The 17,243-nt window shown below is 58.0% G+C and carries 17 protein-coding genes, 2 tRNA genes, 1 other RNA gene and 1 other annotated feature; of the genes, 15 read left to right on the top strand and 5 right to left on the bottom strand.

The window, feature by feature from the left end; genetic code table 11:
- The first annotated feature begins 249 nt into the window (after positions 1–249).
- Together ACTQY1_RS02440 and ACTQY1_RS02435 are read left to right on the top strand one after the other, a co-directional pair.
- Positions 250–642 (top strand): fluoride efflux transporter FluC, encoded by a 393-nt coding sequence (locus ACTQY1_RS02440; protein WP_022487452.1) that lies wholly within the window; start codon positions 250–252, stop codon positions 640–642.
- Between the two features lie 15 nt (positions 643–657).
- Positions 658–1,740, top strand: a complete 1,083-nt coding sequence (locus tag ACTQY1_RS02435) for a metallophosphoesterase (protein WP_302157147.1) — start codon at positions 658–660, stop codon at positions 1,738–1,740.
- A gap of 9 nt (positions 1,741–1,749) precedes the next feature.
- Here the strand turns inward: ACTQY1_RS02435 and ACTQY1_RS02430 are convergent, their stop codons facing one another.
- Together ACTQY1_RS02430 and ACTQY1_RS02425 are read right to left on the bottom strand one after the other, a co-directional pair.
- The gene (locus ACTQY1_RS02430) at positions 1,750–2,418 is read right to left on the bottom strand and encodes a uracil-DNA glycosylase family protein (protein ID WP_308664253.1); all 669 of its coding nucleotides are present in this window, start codon (positions 2,416–2,418) and stop codon (positions 1,750–1,752) included.
- A gap of 89 nt (positions 2,419–2,507) precedes the next feature.
- Entirely contained in the window at positions 2,508–3,170 is a 663-nt protein-coding gene (locus ACTQY1_RS02425) for a Crp/Fnr family transcriptional regulator (protein ID WP_022487449.1), read from the bottom strand.
- Positions 3,171–3,298: 128 nt separating this feature from the next.
- Positions 3,299–3,529: a binding site (T-box leader), on the top strand.
- Positions 3,530–3,571: 42 nt separating this feature from the next.
- Between ACTQY1_RS02425 and ACTQY1_RS02420 the strand changes: the two genes are divergently transcribed.
- The 4 genes from ACTQY1_RS02420 (at position 3,572) to ACTQY1_RS02405 (ending at position 6,628) form a co-directional block, all read left to right on the top strand.
- Positions 3,572–4,495: a homoserine O-succinyltransferase gene (locus ACTQY1_RS02420; protein ID WP_022487410.1), complete on the top strand. Its 924-nt coding sequence runs from the start codon at positions 3,572–3,574 to the stop codon at positions 4,493–4,495.
- 63 nt (positions 4,496–4,558) lie between these two features.
- Positions 4,559–5,038 (top strand): tRNA adenosine(34) deaminase TadA, encoded by a 480-nt coding sequence (tadA, locus tag ACTQY1_RS02415; protein ID WP_302574013.1) that lies wholly within the window; start codon positions 4,559–4,561, stop codon positions 5,036–5,038.
- Positions 5,039–5,061: 23 nt separating this feature from the next.
- A tRNA-Ser gene (locus ACTQY1_RS02410) sits at positions 5,062–5,149 on the top strand.
- A 78-nt stretch (positions 5,150–5,227) separates the two neighbouring features.
- Positions 5,228–6,628, top strand: coding sequence for an FAD-binding oxidoreductase (locus tag ACTQY1_RS02405; RefSeq protein WP_302157154.1), 1,401 nt, complete (start codon positions 5,228–5,230; stop codon positions 6,626–6,628).
- 103 nt (positions 6,629–6,731) lie between these two features.
- Here the strand turns inward: ACTQY1_RS02405 and ffs are convergent.
- Both ffs and ACTQY1_RS02395 read right to left on the bottom strand, forming a co-directional pair.
- An RNA gene (ffs, locus tag ACTQY1_RS02400) (signal recognition particle sRNA small type) lies at positions 6,732–6,831 on the bottom strand.
- Between the two features lie 54 nt (positions 6,832–6,885).
- Positions 6,886–6,976: transfer RNA gene (locus tag ACTQY1_RS02395), tRNA-Ser, on the bottom strand.
- 183 nt (positions 6,977–7,159) lie between these two features.
- Between ACTQY1_RS02395 and dnaX the strand changes: the two genes are divergently transcribed.
- From dnaX to ACTQY1_RS02355, 8 genes are all read left to right on the top strand, one after another.
- Positions 7,160–9,148, top strand: a complete 1,989-nt coding sequence (dnaX, locus tag ACTQY1_RS02390; protein ID WP_441368892.1) for a DNA polymerase III subunit gamma/tau — start codon at positions 7,160–7,162, stop codon at positions 9,146–9,148.
- 36 nt (positions 9,149–9,184) lie between these two features.
- Positions 9,185–9,517 carry a YbaB/EbfC family nucleoid-associated protein gene (locus ACTQY1_RS02385; protein WP_022487406.1) on the top strand — a complete coding sequence of 111 codons (333 nt, stop codon included), beginning with the start codon at positions 9,185–9,187 and terminating at the stop codon, positions 9,515–9,517.
- A 15-nt stretch (positions 9,518–9,532) separates the two neighbouring features.
- Positions 9,533–10,129: a recombination mediator RecR gene (gene recR, locus ACTQY1_RS02380; protein WP_022487405.1), complete on the top strand. Its 597-nt coding sequence runs from the start codon at positions 9,533–9,535 to the stop codon at positions 10,127–10,129.
- Between the two features lie 65 nt (positions 10,130–10,194).
- Entirely contained in the window at positions 10,195–10,440 is a 246-nt protein-coding gene (locus ACTQY1_RS02375) for a pro-sigmaK processing inhibitor BofA family protein (protein ID WP_022487404.1), read from the top strand.
- A 1-nt stretch (position 10,441) separates the two neighbouring features.
- Positions 10,442–10,840: a GtrA family protein gene (locus ACTQY1_RS02370; RefSeq protein ID WP_022487403.1), complete on the top strand. Its 399-nt coding sequence runs from the start codon at positions 10,442–10,444 to the stop codon at positions 10,838–10,840.
- Positions 10,841–10,869: 29 nt separating this feature from the next.
- A complete protein-coding gene (locus ACTQY1_RS02365; protein WP_154487808.1) occupies positions 10,870–11,814 on the top strand; it encodes a diacylglycerol/lipid kinase family protein in 945 nt (314 codons plus the stop codon).
- A gap of 11 nt (positions 11,815–11,825) precedes the next feature.
- Complete coding sequence (locus tag ACTQY1_RS02360) at positions 11,826–13,856, top strand: LTA synthase family protein (protein ID WP_441368891.1); 2,031 nt, start codon at positions 11,826–11,828, stop codon at positions 13,854–13,856.
- A 62-nt stretch (positions 13,857–13,918) separates the two neighbouring features.
- Positions 13,919–15,274: an MATE family efflux transporter gene (locus ACTQY1_RS02355; RefSeq protein ID WP_279128004.1), complete on the top strand. Its 1,356-nt coding sequence runs from the start codon at positions 13,919–13,921 to the stop codon at positions 15,272–15,274.
- A 23-nt stretch (positions 15,275–15,297) separates the two neighbouring features.
- On the opposite strand, the gene ACTQY1_RS02350 is transcribed toward ACTQY1_RS02355, so the two are convergent.
- Positions 15,298–16,236 carry a DMT family transporter gene (locus tag ACTQY1_RS02350; RefSeq protein WP_279127847.1) on the bottom strand — a complete coding sequence of 313 codons (939 nt, stop codon included), beginning with the start codon at positions 16,234–16,236 and terminating at the stop codon, positions 15,298–15,300.
- A gap of 133 nt (positions 16,237–16,369) precedes the next feature.
- Here ACTQY1_RS02350 and ACTQY1_RS02345 point away from each other — a divergent pair, with 133 nt between their 5' ends.
- A complete protein-coding gene (locus tag ACTQY1_RS02345; protein WP_022487398.1) occupies positions 16,370–17,236 on the top strand; it encodes a LysR family transcriptional regulator in 867 nt (288 codons plus the stop codon).
- Positions 17,237–17,243 lie beyond the last annotated feature (7 nt).

Here is a 17,243-nt window from a genome sequence, read left to right as displayed (position 1 = left end):
CGTTGTCCCCGTTCCGGTGCAATGTTTCCGGCTGAAAAGTCGGGAAAGAGAAGGAAAGGATGGATAAAGAAAGAGAAAGAATCTTTTTGAACAATTTTCAAATGAATTGACAAAATAAACGGTTTTTACTATCATATTATTATGGAAGGACGCTGGTAGTGGATTCAGCGCCCGTTTTTTCAAATGGGGAAAAAGAGTCCAGCAGGGAGGCGTGATTTTACTGTTATTTCTATTGAGGGGGAGAAGTTTATGATGTGGAAAGAAGATGCATTGCTGCTTGTCTATGTGGCTTTGGGCGGCGCCCTGGGATCGGTGGCCAGATACCTGGTGGCTGGGGCCCTGAAGGGAGTTTGGAGCAATCATTTTCCTTGGGAAATGGTCTTTGTGAATACCTTCGGATGTATCCTGGTAGGCTTTTTCGCTGCCTTCCTGTATACCAAATTCCCACACCCCAAATGGGCCATGCTGCTGTACTGGGGGTTTATCGGCGGCTTTACGGCCTTTTCTTCCTTTATTAAGGAAGGGCTCCATTTCTTTCTCCACGGGGAACATGTAACCGGGTTCCTGTATCTCCTGCTCCAGAATACCCTGGGCCTTCTGGCAGCCAGTGTGTCCTTCTGGGCGGGAAAAACGCTGTTGTAAAGGGATGATGTTCTCGTGAAATCCTTCTTTGTGACCCTGCTGCTGGTGGGACTGGGTGGCTCCATGGCCATCTGGGCCATGTACCGGGCGGGGCTCTCTTTTTTGCGGTCCTGGTGGACTCTGGTGCCTTTTTGGGTACTGCCTTTGTGTTTTGTGTTCAGCAATGTGTATCTGAATGCGGTGCCCCGGCCTCTTTTGCGGTTCCTGGCCTGGGCAGGGGGCCTGTGGATGGGCTTCCTGTACTATTCCGTGCTGGGGATGGTTCTGTTCCTGGTGGCTTTTCTTGTAGGGAAACTGGGGCACTGGCCGTTTCTGGCGCCCCGGGCAGCCCAGGTGCTTTTTGCGGGGACGGTGCTCCTGGTGGCTGTGGGCTGCTGGCAGGCCCTCCACCCGGTGGTCCGGAAGCTGGAATATGCCACGGATAAAAACATCCCTGGCCCCTATCGGATCGTGTTTGTGTCCGACCTTCATTTTGGCGGTCTTTTCGGCACCTCCTATGGGGAAACTCTGGTCCGGAGGATCAATGAGCAAAAGCCGGATCTGGTCCTTCTGGGGGGCGATATGGTGGACGGGGACCTGCCCTTTGTGCTCCAGGAAGGGAGCCTGGGCACGTTCCGGAAGCTGCGGAGTACCGACGGGGTCTATGCGGTGTTTGGCAACCATGACAAACGGCTGGGTTCCGGAGCTGTGGAACGGGAATTCCTGGAAGAGGAAGGCGTCCGGTTTGCCGTGGATGAAAACCGGATGGTGAATCCCTGGCTGAACCTGACGGGGATGGACGATTACCTGTTTGGAAACCGGCGGGCGGACTATCATCCGGAACCCGGGAAGTTCAACGTGTTCATGGAACATGAACCCCGAAGGATCCCGGAAGCGGCGGGTAAAGGATACGATCTGTATTTTGCCGGCCATACCCATGCAGGCCAGATGGCTCCCAACCGGCTGATCACCCGAAAAATGTACTTCCTGGATTACGGATCAGAAATGGTGGAGGGGATGCTGGCCACAGTCTCCAGTGGCTACGGCCTCTGGGGCGTCCCGGTGCGGACGGGCCCAAAACCGGAAATCGTCGTTGTTGACATCAAAAAAGCAGATTGAGCGGCAGGCTCAATCTGCTTTTTTCCTTTGGCCGCTGACCGTTGAACGTTGACAGCTGACGGGCGGTGCTGCTTCAAGCAGCACCGCCCCATACATCTCCGCTTTCTTTTCCAGCTTCATGGGATAGGCCCGGGAAGTGGAGGGGAGCCGGGAAAGAAGCAGTTCCCGTCCGTCCAGGGTAATGGGCAGGGTGGTGCCGGTCCGGGGCAGTTTGGGAGGATTTGTGCACTGGCCAAGGAGGATTTCCGTAGCCTTTTCTCCGGTGGTGATCAGATGGCGGCAGTTCGGGATCTGCCGGACCATGGCGGCCAGGGAGGCTTCTTCCACCACATGGAGGAGTTTGTCCGAGGCATTGCCTTTCTGCCGCTGGGCCCGGAGCACCGTGGGCCCCAGGGCGATGCCCGTCCGGGTCAGGAAGGCCTTGATGGCTTTCGGGTCAAAGGCTTTTTCCGTCCCTTTCCGGAAATGGTCCGGGTCTTTGAAATATATCATTCCCATGATCCGCCAGATGTCGTTCTGGAAATTGGGATAGTAGAAATCCATGGCCCGCTTTTCCGCTGCCGGGGGAAATGTCCCCAGGATCAGCACTTTGGCTCCCTCCGGCAGGAAAGGTGGAAAAGGATGCTCCTCCACCGGGATCCCCGGCAGGATCTTTCCTGTAAGTTCCATTTGCTCCATAGCAACCTTACTCCTTTATATCATTCAGAACCGGCTGAAAGCCGGCTTCCAACGGCCATTGACAATTGACCATTGACTATTGACAGTCCTCATTCTTCTTTCAGCAGCTTGAAGCTTTCCTTGTGGTATTCCAGGAGGCCTTCCTTCTGCATCTTGCTCAGTTCGTTGCTGAGGGCACTCCGGTCCACACTCAGATAATCCGCCATCTGCTGCCGGTTGAAGGGGACGGTGATGATCTTCCGCTTCTGCTGGGCTGCCAAAAAGGACAGGTAGGACAGCACTCTCCCCCGGATGGATTTGGAGGAGGTGTGGAGAATCCGCCGGGCCAGGGACAGGTTCTTCCGGGCCAGGATGTGGAGCAGGTTGTCGCTGATCTGCTGGTGCTGGGGACAGCTCCGAGAACAGGTGTGGAACACCTTGGACAGGTCCATCATCAGCACGGTGGTGGGCTCCACCGCCAGCACATTGATCAGCAGGGGTTCGTTTTCCGCACAGGCATAGGCTTCTGCAAACAGCTCCCCGGGGCCCATCTGCCCCAGCAGGTTCCGGTTGCCCCACAGGTCGTCGTTTTCGATGATGACCCTTCCTTTCAGTACCATGCTTACCGTGTGGACCACATCCCCGGCGTAATGGATGTAGGTTCCCTTGTCGTAGGAGCGGACTACACCTCCCAGACAGTGTATCCGGACCTGGATCTCTTCCGGGGGAACATTTTTGAACAAAGCCGTTTTGGCCAGAAATTCCGTATCCATAGTTTTCCTCCGTTGTTTTAACAACATCAAATCTGCATCCAGTATACGGCCAAAAGGAGAAGATTGCAAGGGGGAAACCTCTTGACGAACCGGGTTTTCTGTGCTAAATTGAAAGCAATTTGATAGACAAACCTGCAATGAAAAGAAGAGTACCCTTTGCAGGCCGGCACAGAGAGCTTCCATTTGGGTGAAAGGAAGAGCGGCGGAGAAGGGGAACATGGCCTTGGAGCAGATGATTGAACGGCAGTAGGTCATCCGGGGGTGCCCGTTACAGCACTGGAGCATCCGCCTTGCGTGTGCTCGAGAGGCCTGGGCAACCAGGCGAAGCCGGGTGGTACCACGATGCTTTCGTCCCTGCAGGGGCGGAAGCTTTTTTTATTCATGAAGAAGGAGTGATTTCCATGCCAATCAAAATCGACAGCCATCTTTCCGCCAAGGAAAAGCTGCGTGAAGAAAATATCATCACCATCGACAATGACCGGGCCCTGACCCAGGACATCCGTCCTCTGAAGATCCTGATCCTGAACCTGATGCCTTTGAAGAAGCCTACGGAAGTGCAGCTGCTCCGGCTTTTGGGGAATTCTCCCCTCCAGCTGGAAATCGATTTCTGCCGGCCGGTGAGCCGGGTGGGGACCCATACGGACAATTCCTACCTGGAATCCGCCTACCTGGAATTCAGCGATGTCCAGGACCGGTATTACGATGGGCTCATTGTCACCGGGGCTCCTGTGGAAAAACTGGAATTCGAGGATGTGGAATACTGGGGAGAAATCGAGGAATACCTGGAATGGGCCCGGACCCATGTGTATTCCGTGCTCCATTACTGTTGGGGCGCCCAGGCCGGCCTGTACTATTATTATGATGTGCCGAAGATCATGTTCCCCCAGAAGCTCTGCGGCATCTATCCCTATGGGCTCACGGTCCGGAACCATCCGCTGCTCCGGGGCTTTGACGACCGGTATTTCATTCCCCAGTCCCGGTACACCACCGTGGATGACGCCAAGGTGTACAGCAATCCGGATCTCCAGGTGCTCAGCCGCAGCGTGGAAAACGGTATCAACATCTGTGCCACGGAAGACATGCGCCGGATCTTCGTCATGGGCCATTTTGAATATGACCGGATGACCCTCCGGGATGAATACGTCCGGGACCGGGAAAAGGGCCTGAACCCTTCCCTGCCCAAACACTACTATCCCACGGACGACACCACCCAGGAACCGCTGTTCAAATGGTGCAGCTATGCCCATCTGTTCTACCTGAACTGGCTGAACGTGGTGTACCAGGATACTCCTTACGATCTGCACAAGCTGACCAAGAGGGAGTAGGAGGGTTTGCTGCACGGTCCGCCTGCCGCCCCAGTGGATCTTTGGAAAAGGAGAAAAAACAAGATGGCGCAGATTACCAAGAACTCGCTTGCCGGACAGACCGATGTTCATTTCATGGAAATGGCCCTGGAGGAAGCCCGGCAGGCAGCCCGGGAGGGGGAAATCCCCGTGGGGGCTGTGCTGGTCCGGGAGGGCCAGGTGCTGGCCCGGAACCACAACCGCCGGGAGCAGGACCGGGACGCCACGGCCCATGCGGAAGTGCTGGTGCTCCGGGAAGCCTGCCGGCAGCTGGGCCGCTGGCGGCTCAGCGACACCGCCCTCTATGTGACTCTGGAACCCTGCCCCATGTGCGCCGGAGCCATCTGGAATGCCCGGGTGGGCCGGCTGGTGTACGGGGCCTGGGACAGTGCCGCCGGGGCCTGCGGATCCCAGTTCAACCTGCCTGCCCATCCTTCTCTGAACTTCCGGACCCAGGTAACGGCCGGAGTAATGGAGGAGGAGTGCCGGAAAATTTTGCAGGATTTTTTGAAAGCACGGCGGTAAGTATGGTATAATAAAATTCTCATGGATGGGTGTCCGAGTGGTCGAAGGTGCTTGACTCGAAATCAAGTGTACCGCAAGGTACCGAGGGTTCGAATCCCTCTCCATCCGCCAGCCATGGGGCTGCTGCTCGTGCAGCAGCCCTTTTTTACTGTATAAAAACTGCAGAGGCCGCGAAAGAAGGAAGGAAGCATGAAAATCTATCAACCCATGACCGGGAAAGTCCTGGACGCACTGCGCAGCATTGTAGGAGAGAAGTATGTCTGGACGGATCCGGATCACCTGGAACAGTACAAGACCGATGAGGAAACCGACCCCCGGAAGTTCCATCTGCCGGAGGCAGTGGCTGCTCCCGGCTCTACGGAAGAGGTTTCCGCCATCCTGAAACTGGCCAACCGGGAACAGTTCCCGGTGACGCCACGGAGCGGGGGCACCAGCGTATCGGACGGGGCCATTCCCGTGTGCGGCGGCCTGGTGCTTTTAATGGAACGGATGGACAGGATCCTGAAAGTGGATCCGGAAGGCATGTATCTTGTGGCCCAGGCCGGGGCCCGTACCGCAGCCGTCCAGCAGGCCGCCAGGGAAAAGGGCCTGTTCTATGCCGGGGATCCCTGCAGCGCCGACAGCTGCCTGATCGGCGGGAACCTGGCCACCAATGCCGGGGGAGACAAGGCCGTCCGGTACGGCACCACCCGGAACCAGGTCCATGCCATCGAAGTGGTGCTGCCCAACGGGCAGATTGCCCGTCTGGGCACCCGGAGCAAGAAGAACACCACCGGCTACTGCCTGGATCAGCTGGTAATCGGCAGCGAAGGTACCCTGGGCATCATTACGGAAGTGACCCTGAAGCTGCTGCCCCAGGCTCCCTATAAAGCCGATGTGCTGGCCATTTTCACCGACCAGGCCAAGGCTACAGGCATTGTGCCCGTACTGCTCCGGGAAGGGCTGAATCCCACCAGTGTGGAATTCATGGACAATGCCTTCGTCCGGTCCGCCAGCGACTATTCCCAACTGGACCTGGGCCATTATGAGGATGGGTCCTATGTGATCCTGACTCTGGAAAGTTTCGACGAGGACGAACTGGATAAAAAACTGCTGAAACTGGACGAATTGTGCCGGAGCCACGGAGCGGCCGATGTGTCCATGGCCGATGAACGGGTGTGGACCCTCCGGAAGAACTGTCTGGAATCCGCCCGGGTGCTGAGCAAGGTCATGACCAGTGACGACTTTGTGGTGCCCCTGGACAAAATCGCCCAGGCCCTGGACGAACTGTCCGCGGAAGCCAAAAAATATCCCTTCCGGGTGTTCACCTTGGCCCATGCCGGGGACGGGAACCTTCATTTCGCCATGCTGAAGGGAGATCTGTCCGACCGGGAATGGGAAGAGGCCCTGGATGCCTTCCACGAAAAGGCCTATCAGTACATCTATGCCCTGGGCGGCAAGCTCAGCGGGGAACACGGCATCGGGGCCAAAAAGGTGAAGCAGCTGGCCCAACTGGCGGACCCGGGAGAACTTTATATGATGGAAACCATCAAGCGGGCCCTGGATCCGTTGGATATTTTGAATCCGGGGAAGGTACTGGAGGTGTTTTAAGGGCCTTCTTGTGTGCAGGGAAGCAATCGTTGACCGATGACAAAAAAAGAGCCGCCGCCCCAAGGGGCGGCAGCTCTTTTTTCTTTATTTTCCCGGCGGGCTGCAGGGGCAGGCACCCCTGCGGCACATGGGGGTATCCGCTTATTGCTGCTTCCTTCCGGACCTGACAAGGTTCACAGGCCTCCATTGCGCAGGACCCACTCCTGCAGTCCGCCGGAAAAATAAAAGCCGCTGGACGCGGCTGATTGGATAAAAAATGGCGGAGAGTGAGGGATTCGAACCCTCGATACGGTTATCCCGTATACACGCTTTCCAGGCGTGCTCCTTCAACCACTCGGACAACTCTCCAGGTTGAATTGCTGACAGACAGCTATTCAGTTTTCAGCTGCCTGAACGACAACTGCGAGATTTAGTATAACGAATTTTACATTCTTTGTCAAGGGATTTTTGAAAAAAGAAAAGAATCCTGTTGAAAGCGTCCATGGAAAAAAGGTATAATAGCAAAGAAGCACTGCAGAAAGGATGGGAAAGATGGCATACGTAGCATTGTACCGGACCTGGCGTCCCCAGGATTTTGACGATCTGGTGGGCCAGGGTCCCATCAAGAAGGCTCTCACCAACGCCCTGGAAACCGGGCGGATTTCCCATGCCTATCTGTTTGCCGGTCCCCGGGGTACCGGGAAGACCAGTACCGCCCGGATCCTGGCCAAGGCACTGAACTGCAGGGAAGGCCCCACAGCCCATCCCTGCAACGACTGTGAAAGCTGCCGGGAAATCACCGAAGGCACCTGCCCGGATGTGGTGGAAATCGACGCGGCTTCCAACCGGGGCATCGACGAAATCCGGAAACTCCGGGAGCAGGTGTATTTTGCGCCCTCTTCCTGCCGGTACAAGGTGTACATCATCGACGAAGTCCACATGATCACCACCGATGCCTTCAATGCCCTGCTGAAAACCCTGGAGGAACCGCCGGAGCATGTGGTGTTCATACTGGCCACCACCGAGCCCCAGAAGATCCTCAATACCATCCTGTCCCGATGCCAGCGGTTCGACTTCCGCCGGGCCACTGTGGACGAGATTGCAGCCCATCTGGCCAAAGTGGCCAACGGCAGCAAAATCCAGGCGGAACCGGAAGCCCTGCGGCTCATGGCCATCCAGGCGGACGGGGGACTTCGGGATGCCCTGAGTCTCCTGGACCAGTGCAGTGTCATGGCCAGTCCTGTTACGGCGGAAACGGTCCGGCAGGTGCTGGGCCTGGTGGGCCGGGAAAAACTCCGGGAACTGGTGACCCGGATCGGCCAGAAGGATCTGTCCGGGGCCCTGGATGCCCTGGGCCAGCTGTTGGAACAGGGCAAGGAAATGGAGCAGATCCTGGCGGAACTGATGGAATATTTCCGGGCCCTGCTGCTGTACCAGGCAGACCGGGAGTATCAGGAAATTTACCTGACGGATACCCCGGAAGCCCTGGGGGAGACGGCGGCCCTTTTTACTTCCAGCCAGATTGTGGCCAGTGTGGAGCGGATCCACGAGGCCATCCGGGAAAGCAAATTCTCCCTGCGGAAAAAGATCGTAGGGGAACTGTGCCTCTTTGACCTGTGTGAAACCCGGGGCCATACGGAGGCGGCTCTCCTGGCCCGGATCGACAGTCTGGAACAGCAGGTGGCCGCCCTCCGGCAGGGAGGCATCACGGCGGCACCGACTGCAGCCCCGGTAATCCGGCCGGCAGCCGTACAGGCCTCCGTATCCCGGCCGGCATCTCCTGGCCCCACGGCTGTCAGGCCGAATTCCGGGGTGAAGGATGCCTTTGCCCGGATGGCGGCAGCCGCCCGGCAGGAAGAAGCCCGGCGGCCCCAGGAGACAGTTCCCGCTGCTCCCGCGGCGGAACCGGCTGCGCCCCCGGCACCACCGGCCCCGGCTGTACAGCCGGCCCGGCCGGAACCTGCTGCCGGGGAAGTGCAGTTTGACGGCAGCGGACGGGCCAAGGCCCAGCAGCTGTGGCAGCTGGTGCTCCAGGGTCTGAAACGGCGCCGGAAGCGGACGTTCCTGGTCTATGCGGAAATGGCCCAGGCAGCGGATTACCAGGACCAGGAACTGCTCCTGGCCGTCAGCTCCGCCTATGGAAAGGAAAAAATGGAAGAACCTTCCTTCCGGAATCTGATCCAGGATATCTTGAAGGAAGCGGTGGGGCAGCCTATCGGGCTCCAGGTGGTCCAGCAGGAAGGAGAGATTTCCCTCCACCGGCCCCAGGAGAAACCGGCGGCTGCACCGGCACCGGTCCAGGCGGCACCGCCGCCTCCTCCCGTGCCGGATCCCATGCCGGAACCTCCGGCGCCTCCGGAGGAGGAAATCCCGCTGCCCCCTGAACCGCCGGAGGAAGAGGAAATACCGGAACCTGTTCCGGCCCCTTCCCCGGCCAGCCAATCAGCAAGTCCCGCCCCTCACCCGGTCAAACCAGGGGAACTCCCTGAGGGTGTGAAGAAAGCCATGCAGGTTTTCGGCGGAGAAGTCTATAAAGAATAAAACAAGGTCCCTGTTGGGACATAAGGAGGAAACCAAATGTTCAAAGGTGGAATGGCAATGAACGGCATGCAGGGCATGCTGAAGAAAGTACAGAAGATGCAGAGCGAAATGACCAAGCTCCAGGAAGAACTGAAGGAACGGGAAGTGGAAGGCACCGCCGGCGGCGAAGCCGTCAAAGCTGTGGTCAACGGGAACAAGAACCTGGTGAGCCTGACCCTGTCCCCGGATGCAGTGGATCCGGAGGATGTGGAAATGCTCCAGGACCTGATCGTCACCGCTGTCAATGATGCCATGAAGAAAGTGGACGAAATGACGGAAAAGGAACTGGGCAAAGTGACTGGCGGACTGAAGCTGCCGGGGATGTTTTAAGGAACGGTCTCAGGCATGCGGATGGTAAAACCCCTGGCACGGCTCCACGAACAGCTGCGGCGCCTGCCGGGAATCGGCTCCAAATCGGCCCTGCGTCTGGCCTACCATGTGCTGGACATGAAGCGGGAAGATGTGGAGGAACTGGCCCGGGCTCTCCTGGACGTAAAGGACAATGTCCATCTCTGCCGTCAGTGCTTTGACCTGTGCGAAGGGGATCTGTGTGAAATCTGTCAGGATGAAAAACGGGACCGGAGCCTGGTGTGCGTGGTGGAACAGCCCCAGGATGTGGCGGCCATGGAAAGGACCCGGGGCTACCAGGGCCTGTACCATGTGCTCCACGGGGTCCTGTCTCCTCTGGACGGGGTGGGCCCGGATCAGCTGAAGATTCGGGAACTGCTGCTCCGGCTCCAGAAGGGGACGGTGAAGGAAGTAATCATTGCCACCAATTCCGATGTGGAAGGGGAAGCCACAGCCAACTATCTGGCCGGGCTGATCCGCCCCACCGGGGTGAAGGTGAGCCGGATCGCCCATGGGCTTCCGGTGGGCGGGGATCTGGAATATGCCGATGAACTGACTTTGTACAAAGCTCTGGAAAACCGGCGGGAAATCTGATCCTTTCCGGCAGGCAGAAGACTGCCTGGAAAAAACGGATTATGCAGAAAAGGCGGTTAAACAATATGGAAATATGGCTGGTGGGCGGGGCAGCCCTGGTTGTCCTGTTCCTGATCATCAATATGTTCTCTCTTTCCCTGAAGCTCCTGTGGAACGGGATCTGCGGGGTGGTGCTGCTGTGGTTGTTCAACATCCTGGGAGGCCTTTTCGGAGTGACCATTCCCATCCACTTCATTTCAGCTCTGGTGGCCGGCTTCTTCGGAATCCCGGGAGTGGTGGTCATGCTGCTGTATCAGCTGATGGGGCACTGAAATGCTCCAGAAATCCAAAAGTGAAAAGATCCGTGTCCTCTGTTATCTCTGCATCGGGGGCACGGCTGCTTTGTTTGAGTGGGCCCTGGTCTATCTGTTCAACAGTCACTGGGGCTGGAACTATCTTGTAGCCACAGCGGCGGCTTACCTTTGTTCCACGGTGTGCCACTACATCGCCACCAACATCTGGGTGTTCACCAGCGGAGTCCGTTACAGCAAAGGAAAGGAATTTTCCCTGGTACTCCTGGTGTCCACCCTGGGGCTGTTGTACAACGTGCTGCTTATGCGGCTGTTTGTAGGCAGCCTGGGTCTGCCGGTGATGGGATCCAAAGTGGGGGCTTCGGCACTGGTGACGGTTTGGAATTATTTTTCAAGGAAAAAATGGATTTACACGGAATAATGGAAGAAAAAGAGTAGGTGGAGATGCACATGCTTCGTCATAAAGTCGATATTGAAGGATTCCAGAAAGTCCTTCTGGTCCACAACCGCAACTCCGGAAAGCAGACCCTTTTCAGCGGAATCCACAGCAATGTGGAAAGCATTGCCCGGCAGCTGATGCGGCTGTACGGTGCGGAAAAGTTCCAGTATGTGACCGTGGGCACCTTTGCGGAAACCCAGGCTGTGGGAAAAAAGATCTGTGCAGAACAGATCCAGTGGGTGATCGTGGCTGGGGGAGACGGCACCCTCCGGGCCCTGGTGGAAGAATGCGTGGACCAGGACTACTGGCCCTATGTAAGCATCTATCCGGCAGGAACCGTGAACCTGGTGGCCAAGGAACTGATGCAGAAAACCGATGTGCACAACTGGATGTACCGGGTTTCCAAAGGAGTCACCACCCCGGTGTGCCTGGGCAAGGCCAACGACCGGATCTTCCTCACCGTGGCCGGGATCGGGGTGGATTCCATGGTGGTCCAGCAGGTGACCCCCAAACAGAAAAAGTACCTGTCCACCCTGGCCTATGTGCGTCAGAGCGGCCGGGTGCTGGGGAATGAAATGCTGCTCCACAACTGGAAATACCGGTTCCAGGTGATGATCAACGGGGACGGGGTGTGGCACCAGGCCAGTTCGGTGATCGTCACCAAAAGCCGGTACTATGCCGGCCGGTTCTCTCTGGTCAACGGAGGCTCCCTGTCCAATCCCACCATGCATGTGTGCCTGTTCACCAAGGGCCGCTGTGTGGACTTCCTCCGGTATACGGCACTGATTGCCGCAGACATGCTGACCCTGGACAAAAGCGTGGAAATCTATCCCGCCACCCAGGTGGATGTCCGGTGCAATGTAAGTAAATTCGCGGCGGAACTGGACGGGGATGCGGTGGTCAATTCCCCTCTTTCCATTGTCCTGCTGCCCAAATCCCTGCAATTCATATCCTGAGAGGCTGCGTTGTGAAAAAGAAAATCCTGTACGGAGTCTTTGTGCTCCTGAGTTTTCTGGCGGAAGCCGGGTACCGCTGGAACTTTTTGAAAGAAATCGTACCCTTTCCCTGGGCGGAATTCTGGTACCACACCCTGAACTATTTCTGCCGGGACCTGCTGCTGTCCTGGGTGGTCCTGTTCCTGTACGCCCAGCGCCGGCGGATCCGGGACCGGGTGAAACGGTATTTCCCGGTGGTGGTGGTGGGCACCCTGTATCTGATCGATGCGGTGTTCATGGTCAGCTATCTGGAACTGGACCCCGGGTTCATGACGGTGCTTTCGGTGCTGGCCGGGCTGTTCAACAACATCGTGTTGGTGCTGCTGGCTGCCATGTGCTACCATCACTGGCCCAACCGGGCCATGAAGGCGGTCTATTTCCTGGTCTACTATGTGACCTGCCTTCTGATCCTGGGAGACGGGATCTATTTCTGGAACACCTCCATGCACGTGGAAAGCGTGCTGTTTGACAACCTGAACATCTACGCCGCCAAAGGGATCCTGAGCACCACGGAAAACTGGCAGCTGGGTCTGATCGCTGCCGTGATGCTGGTGTTCGTCCCCCTGTTCCGGGTGGTCCATCCCCGGCGGCACAAGCCCAACCTGCCCTGGTCCCTTTTGTGCGTGGTGCTGTTTGCCATGGGCCTCAACGGCTCCTACCTGCTGCTGGCAGAAGGGGTCTACCATGCCACGGACAGCGTCAGCGGCCTGGACATCGAAGTGGATATGGAAAAGAGCCGGAAACCCACCCGGGCCATGGTGTCTTATCCCATCAACGTGAACTTCTTCCAGAAAGCCTTCTTCAAGACCGACAAGGTGGTCCATGATCCCTGGAAATACCAGGAACGGACCCTGACGGACAAGGACCAGGCAGCCCTGACGGAATTGGGGATCCTGCCCAAACAGGAAATCGTGCCCCGGAAGCAGCCGGCCTACGACCGGGTGGTGATGCTGATCCTGGAAAGCGTCCATCGGGACTACCTCCATCACTACAACCCCAACATCCCGGCGGATGCCACGCCCTATCTGGATTCCCTGGTGGAGAAGTATCCCCGGATCGATCATTACTATTCTTCTGCGGTGCCCACTACCCAGGGGCTCAATGCTACCTTCCGGTCCCAGCTGATCTATGACAAGGACCTGCCCGGCGAAAAGCAGCCCTCCCTGTTCCGGAGTCTCCAGCAGGCCGGCTATGAAGGGTACTTCATCAATGCCTCCAGCCGGTACTATGCCAACGAATACCGGGAATATCCCGCCCAGTTCGGCATGGAACACTACCTGGCCAAGGAGGACCTGGGGAACATGGGCTACAAGGGGGCCAGCGGCTGGGGCTTCCACAACGACGTAATGTACGATGTGGCTCTGAAGACCCTGGCGGAACACCGGGACCAGAAACTGTTCCTGGTGTGCAAGACCCTGGACATGCACCAGCCCTATCCCTATTACGGGTACACCTATGCAGAGATGCCGGAAGATGTCCGGGACCACGGGACCGCCACAGTCTGCGGCATGTACTGGGTGGACAAGACCATCCAGCATTTCTTTGAGGAAGCCTCGAAGCAGGGACTGATGGATGACCGGACCCTGTTCATCATCACTTCGGACCATAACCCCCATTCCGGCGGGGAATACAAGACCCTGGTAAGCAATCCCCAGGACAAACAGAGCGTGGCTCCCATTCCGGTGATCTTCGTTTCCAAAAATCTGGCTCCTCTGGCGGACCTGGATGAAACCATGTACGCCAGCCAGGAAGACATGGCACCCACTCTGCTGACCCTGCTGGGCCAGCCAGTGCCGGCAGAATTTTTGGGCCGGGATCTGCTCCAGCCAGTGCCCCATCCCTATGCCCTGGGATATTTCGGAGGCAAGGCCTACTATTATTCCGCCGACCGGAATTTCGTGGCTACCCTGGACGAAGAAACCCCGGATACAGAAGAAAAAAACGCCCTGGCCAACTACATTATGTACGGCTATGTGAAAAGGCATATTGAGTTTATGAAGTGAAAAAGGAGGCTGCTGCCCGGGCAGCAGCCTTTTGATTTAAAGGAGTTGATTTGTTGACTGCAATGACCATGGCGGGTAACGGGACCTTCCGTTCCCGTCTGAAAAAGATCCTGGGGGTGATGATCCCCATCCTGATCACCCAGCTGTGCATCACCGGCATGAGCCTGTTCGACACGGTGATGAGCGGCCATGCAGGCACTGTCCAGCTGGCCGGGGTGGCTATCGGTACCAATGTTTGGATGCCGGTGTTCACCGGTCTCAATGGCATCCTCCAGGCCCTGACTCCCATTGTGGCCAATTACCGGGGCGCCCGGGAATTCCACAAAATCTCCGGCGCCGTGGTCAGCGGCCTGGCCCTGGCCTGCGCCCTGGCGGTGACGGTAATCGGGGCCGGCTCCCAGCTGCTGCCCCGGATCCTGGACACCATGAGCCTGGCTCCGGAAGTCCGTACCGTGGCCTTCCGGTATCTGGGCTTTGTGGCCTGGGGAATCCTGCCCCTGTTCTGTGCCAGCATCCTCCGATCTTTTGTGGATACCCTGGGCTACACCCAGGTGACCATGAAGCTGTTCCTGCTCACCATGCCGGTGAACGCCTGCATGAACTATATCTTCATCTTCGGCAAACTGGGAGCCCCTGCCCTGGGCGGTCCGGGAGCCGGGGTGGGGACGGCCATTACCTGCTGGCTCCTTTGCCTGTCCTTTGCCCTGCTGGTGCTTCGGCTGAAGGTGTTCCGGGATTTCCACGTGTTCCGGACTTCCGGCTTTTCCTTCCATCATGTCCGGGAACATCTCCGGATCGGCATTCCCATGGGGCTGGCCATTTTCCTGGAAACCAGCTTCTTCGGGGTGGAATGTCTCCTGGTGTCCCGGTTCGGCACCATTGCCGTGGCGGCCAACCAGGCGGCCATGAGTTTCTGCAACATGCTGTACATGGTGCCCCTGAGCTTTTCCCTGTCCCTTACCATTATTGTGGGGGCCTATGTGGGAGCCCGGGATTTTGTTCAGGCCAAGGCCTATGCGGACACGGGACGGCTGTCCAACATCCTGATCGGGGCTTTTTTCGGCTGCTGCCTGTTTTTGGGACGGGGGCTCATCGCCCGGCTCTATACCTCCGACCCCAATCTGCTGGAACCCATCATGCACTTCCTGACCTTTGCCGTGGCCTTCCAGTTCTTTGACAGCACCGCCGCTCCCATCCAGGGGGTGCTCCGGGGGTACAAGGACGTAAAAGCCACTTTCTATTCCGCTCTGGCTGCCTATTGGGGCATCGCCCTGCCCTTCGGCCTGTTCCTGGACCATGGGCTGGACAAGGGTCCGGACGGCTACTGGCTGGGGCTCATTACCGGAATCTTCTTCTCCGCCGCCTTCCTGAGCCTGCGGCTGAGATATATGGAAAAGAAAAAAAGAGAGGCTGTCTGAGGCAGCCTCTCTTTTTCTGGTGTTTAAAAGCCAGCGGTGCTGGCTTCCTTTGCCCGTTGCCCGTTGACAGCTGACCGCTGACAGGTCTGTCGCTCTTGCGACAGACCCTTCCAATTCACAAACCCCAGCCCGGTGAGGATATACACCGCTCCCAGGATCCCGGCGGGGCCGAAGGTCTCTCCCAGGACCCAGTGGCCCAGGAGGCTGGCGAACAGAGGATTGATGGCACAGTAGAGACCCGCTTCTTCCGGGGTCAGATACCGTTGGGCCTTGGGCTGGAAGGCAAAACCGAAGCAGCTGCACACCAGCACCTGGAAGGCCAGGGACTGCCAGGTAAGAGCCGCCTGGGGCACCGGGATCCCTCCGTCCAGCACCAGGGCCGCACCGAAGCTCATGAGTCCCATGATGCCCATCTGGAGGGTGCCCAGGGCCAGAGGGTCAGCGGAATGGGACAGTTTCCCGATGGCGATGATGTACCCGGCGTAGAAAACCGCCGCCAAAAGGGCCCAGCCTTCGCCGCCTGCCAGGGTGAACCCGGCGGTGCCGATGGTAAGGGCCGCCACCCCCAGCAGGATGAAGCCCACTCCCTGGAGGATCCGGTCACCGGGGAGCCGACGGTACCACAGGGCCAGGAACAGGGGCACCAGGGCCAGGGACAGGTTTTCCAGGAAGGCTACGGTATGGATTTCCGCCGTAAGCAGGCTGCGCATTTCGCATCCCATGACGGCAAACAGCAGGAGCCCCAGGAGCAGGCTCTTCCGGCCCAGGCTTCGGTGTTCGTCCCAGGCCCGGACCAGAGGGCGGCGGAGCACCAGGGCCATCACCAGGAATGCCAGGGTGAACCGGTACCCCAGAGCCTGGAACGGCGTCAGTTCCTCCATGATGAATTTGGAAAAGAGAAAGGCACTGCTCCGGGTCAGGATGATCAGCGCCATAAGGATTTTGGCGGCAGTGGGTTTCATACTAAGACCTCCCTGTAATTTTTTTCTTCTTTCTGGTTCCATTATAAAAAGAAAAAGGCGTTGCAGGAAGCGCATATTCTGCAATATACTGTTGCTGAATATGCAATACGAAAAGCAGAACAGGAGGGATTTCATGGATACGGAAAAATACCAGGCCCTGGTCCAGGCAGCAGAGCAGGGGAGCATTACGGCAGCGGCCCGGTCGCTGGGCTATTCTCCCTCCGGGCTGACCCGGATGCTGGACAGTCTGGAACGGGAAGTGGGCTTCCCGCTATTGGCCCGGACCTCCCAGGGGGTACGGCTGACCCGGGAAGGGGAGGGACTGCTGCCGTCCATCCGGGGACTGCTCTACTGGAGCCGGCAGATCCGGGAACAGTGCAACGGGATCCTGGGCCTGGACCAGGGGGAACTGTTCGTGGGCAGCTATTACAGCATTGCCTCCTGCTGGCTGCCGGGGATCCTCCGGGAGTTCCAGAAGGATTATCCGGGGATCCGGGTCCATGTCCAGGAAGCCGGGAACCAAACCCTGCTGGAGGGTCTCCGGGAACACCGGCTCAGCTGCTGTCTGTTCAGCCGCCATCCCGGGTACCAGGGGGACTGGGTGCCTCTGTATGAGGATCGGCTGGTGGCCTGGGTGCCGGAAGACCATCCTCTGGCACAAAAAAAGGCCCTCCTGCCGGAGGACCTGGAAGGCCAGCCTTTTATCGAACCCCTGCCCCAGCAGGAAACAGACACAGACCTGTTCCTGGATAAATACCAGGTCCATCCGGATTTCCGGTTCACCACCAGCAACATGTACACCTGCTGGACCATGGTGGAGGCGGGACTGGGGCTGTCCATGGACAACGCCTTCAGCAGCCGCCGGTGGAACGGAAAGGTAAAGGTGCTGCCCTTTGCCACCCCGGACCGGCTGGAACTGGGCATGGCTCTTCCCAGCCTGGCCCAGGCTTCCCCGGCCCTGAAGAAGTTCCTGGAGTATGTGAAGAAAGGGGTGGGGTGATCCTTTC

This window comes from Acidaminococcus sp. HCP3S3_G9_1 (assembly GCF_052122455.1).
Taxonomy (GTDB): domain Bacteria; phylum Bacillota; class Negativicutes; order Acidaminococcales; family Acidaminococcaceae; genus Acidaminococcus.
The sequence above is the reverse complement of the archived record's forward strand: the minus strand, read 5'-3'. Positions and strand labels throughout refer to the sequence as shown.

What these genes read in the sequence shown, in the direction of transcription:
- ACTQY1_RS02370 (WP_022487403.1), top strand. Translation starts at nt 10,442, where the DNA reads ATGCTCCAGAAATCCAAAAGTGAAAAGATCCGTGTCCTCTGTTATCTC.
- ACTQY1_RS02430 (WP_308664253.1), bottom strand. Translation starts at nt 2,418, where the DNA reads ATGGAGCAAATGGAACTTACAGGAAAGATCCTGCCGGGGATCCCGGTG.
- ACTQY1_RS02425 (WP_022487449.1), bottom strand. Translation starts at nt 3,170, where the DNA reads ATGGATACGGAATTTCTGGCCAAAACGGCTTTGTTCAAAAATGTTCCC.
- ACTQY1_RS02345 (WP_022487398.1), top strand. Translation starts at nt 16,370, where the DNA reads ATGGATACGGAAAAATACCAGGCCCTGGTCCAGGCAGCAGAGCAGGGG.
- ACTQY1_RS02405 (WP_302157154.1), top strand. Translation starts at nt 5,228, where the DNA reads ATGAAAATCTATCAACCCATGACCGGGAAAGTCCTGGACGCACTGCGC.
- dnaX (WP_441368892.1), top strand. Translation starts at nt 7,160, where the DNA reads ATGGCATACGTAGCATTGTACCGGACCTGGCGTCCCCAGGATTTTGAC.
- ACTQY1_RS02440 (WP_022487452.1), top strand. Translation starts at nt 250, where the DNA reads ATGATGTGGAAAGAAGATGCATTGCTGCTTGTCTATGTGGCTTTGGGC.
- ACTQY1_RS02420 (WP_022487410.1), top strand. Translation starts at nt 3,572, where the DNA reads ATGCCAATCAAAATCGACAGCCATCTTTCCGCCAAGGAAAAGCTGCGT.
- ACTQY1_RS02375 (WP_022487404.1), top strand. Translation starts at nt 10,195, where the DNA reads ATGGAAATATGGCTGGTGGGCGGGGCAGCCCTGGTTGTCCTGTTCCTG.
- recR (WP_022487405.1), top strand. Translation starts at nt 9,533, where the DNA reads ATGCGGATGGTAAAACCCCTGGCACGGCTCCACGAACAGCTGCGGCGC.
- ACTQY1_RS02350 (WP_279127847.1), bottom strand. Translation starts at nt 16,236, where the DNA reads ATGAAACCCACTGCCGCCAAAATCCTTATGGCGCTGATCATCCTGACC.
- ACTQY1_RS02385 (WP_022487406.1), top strand. Translation starts at nt 9,185, where the DNA reads ATGTTCAAAGGTGGAATGGCAATGAACGGCATGCAGGGCATGCTGAAG.
- tadA (WP_302574013.1), top strand. Translation starts at nt 4,559, where the DNA reads ATGGCGCAGATTACCAAGAACTCGCTTGCCGGACAGACCGATGTTCAT.
- ACTQY1_RS02365 (WP_154487808.1), top strand. Translation starts at nt 10,870, where the DNA reads ATGCTTCGTCATAAAGTCGATATTGAAGGATTCCAGAAAGTCCTTCTG.
- ACTQY1_RS02355 (WP_279128004.1), top strand. Translation starts at nt 13,919, where the DNA reads ATGACCATGGCGGGTAACGGGACCTTCCGTTCCCGTCTGAAAAAGATC.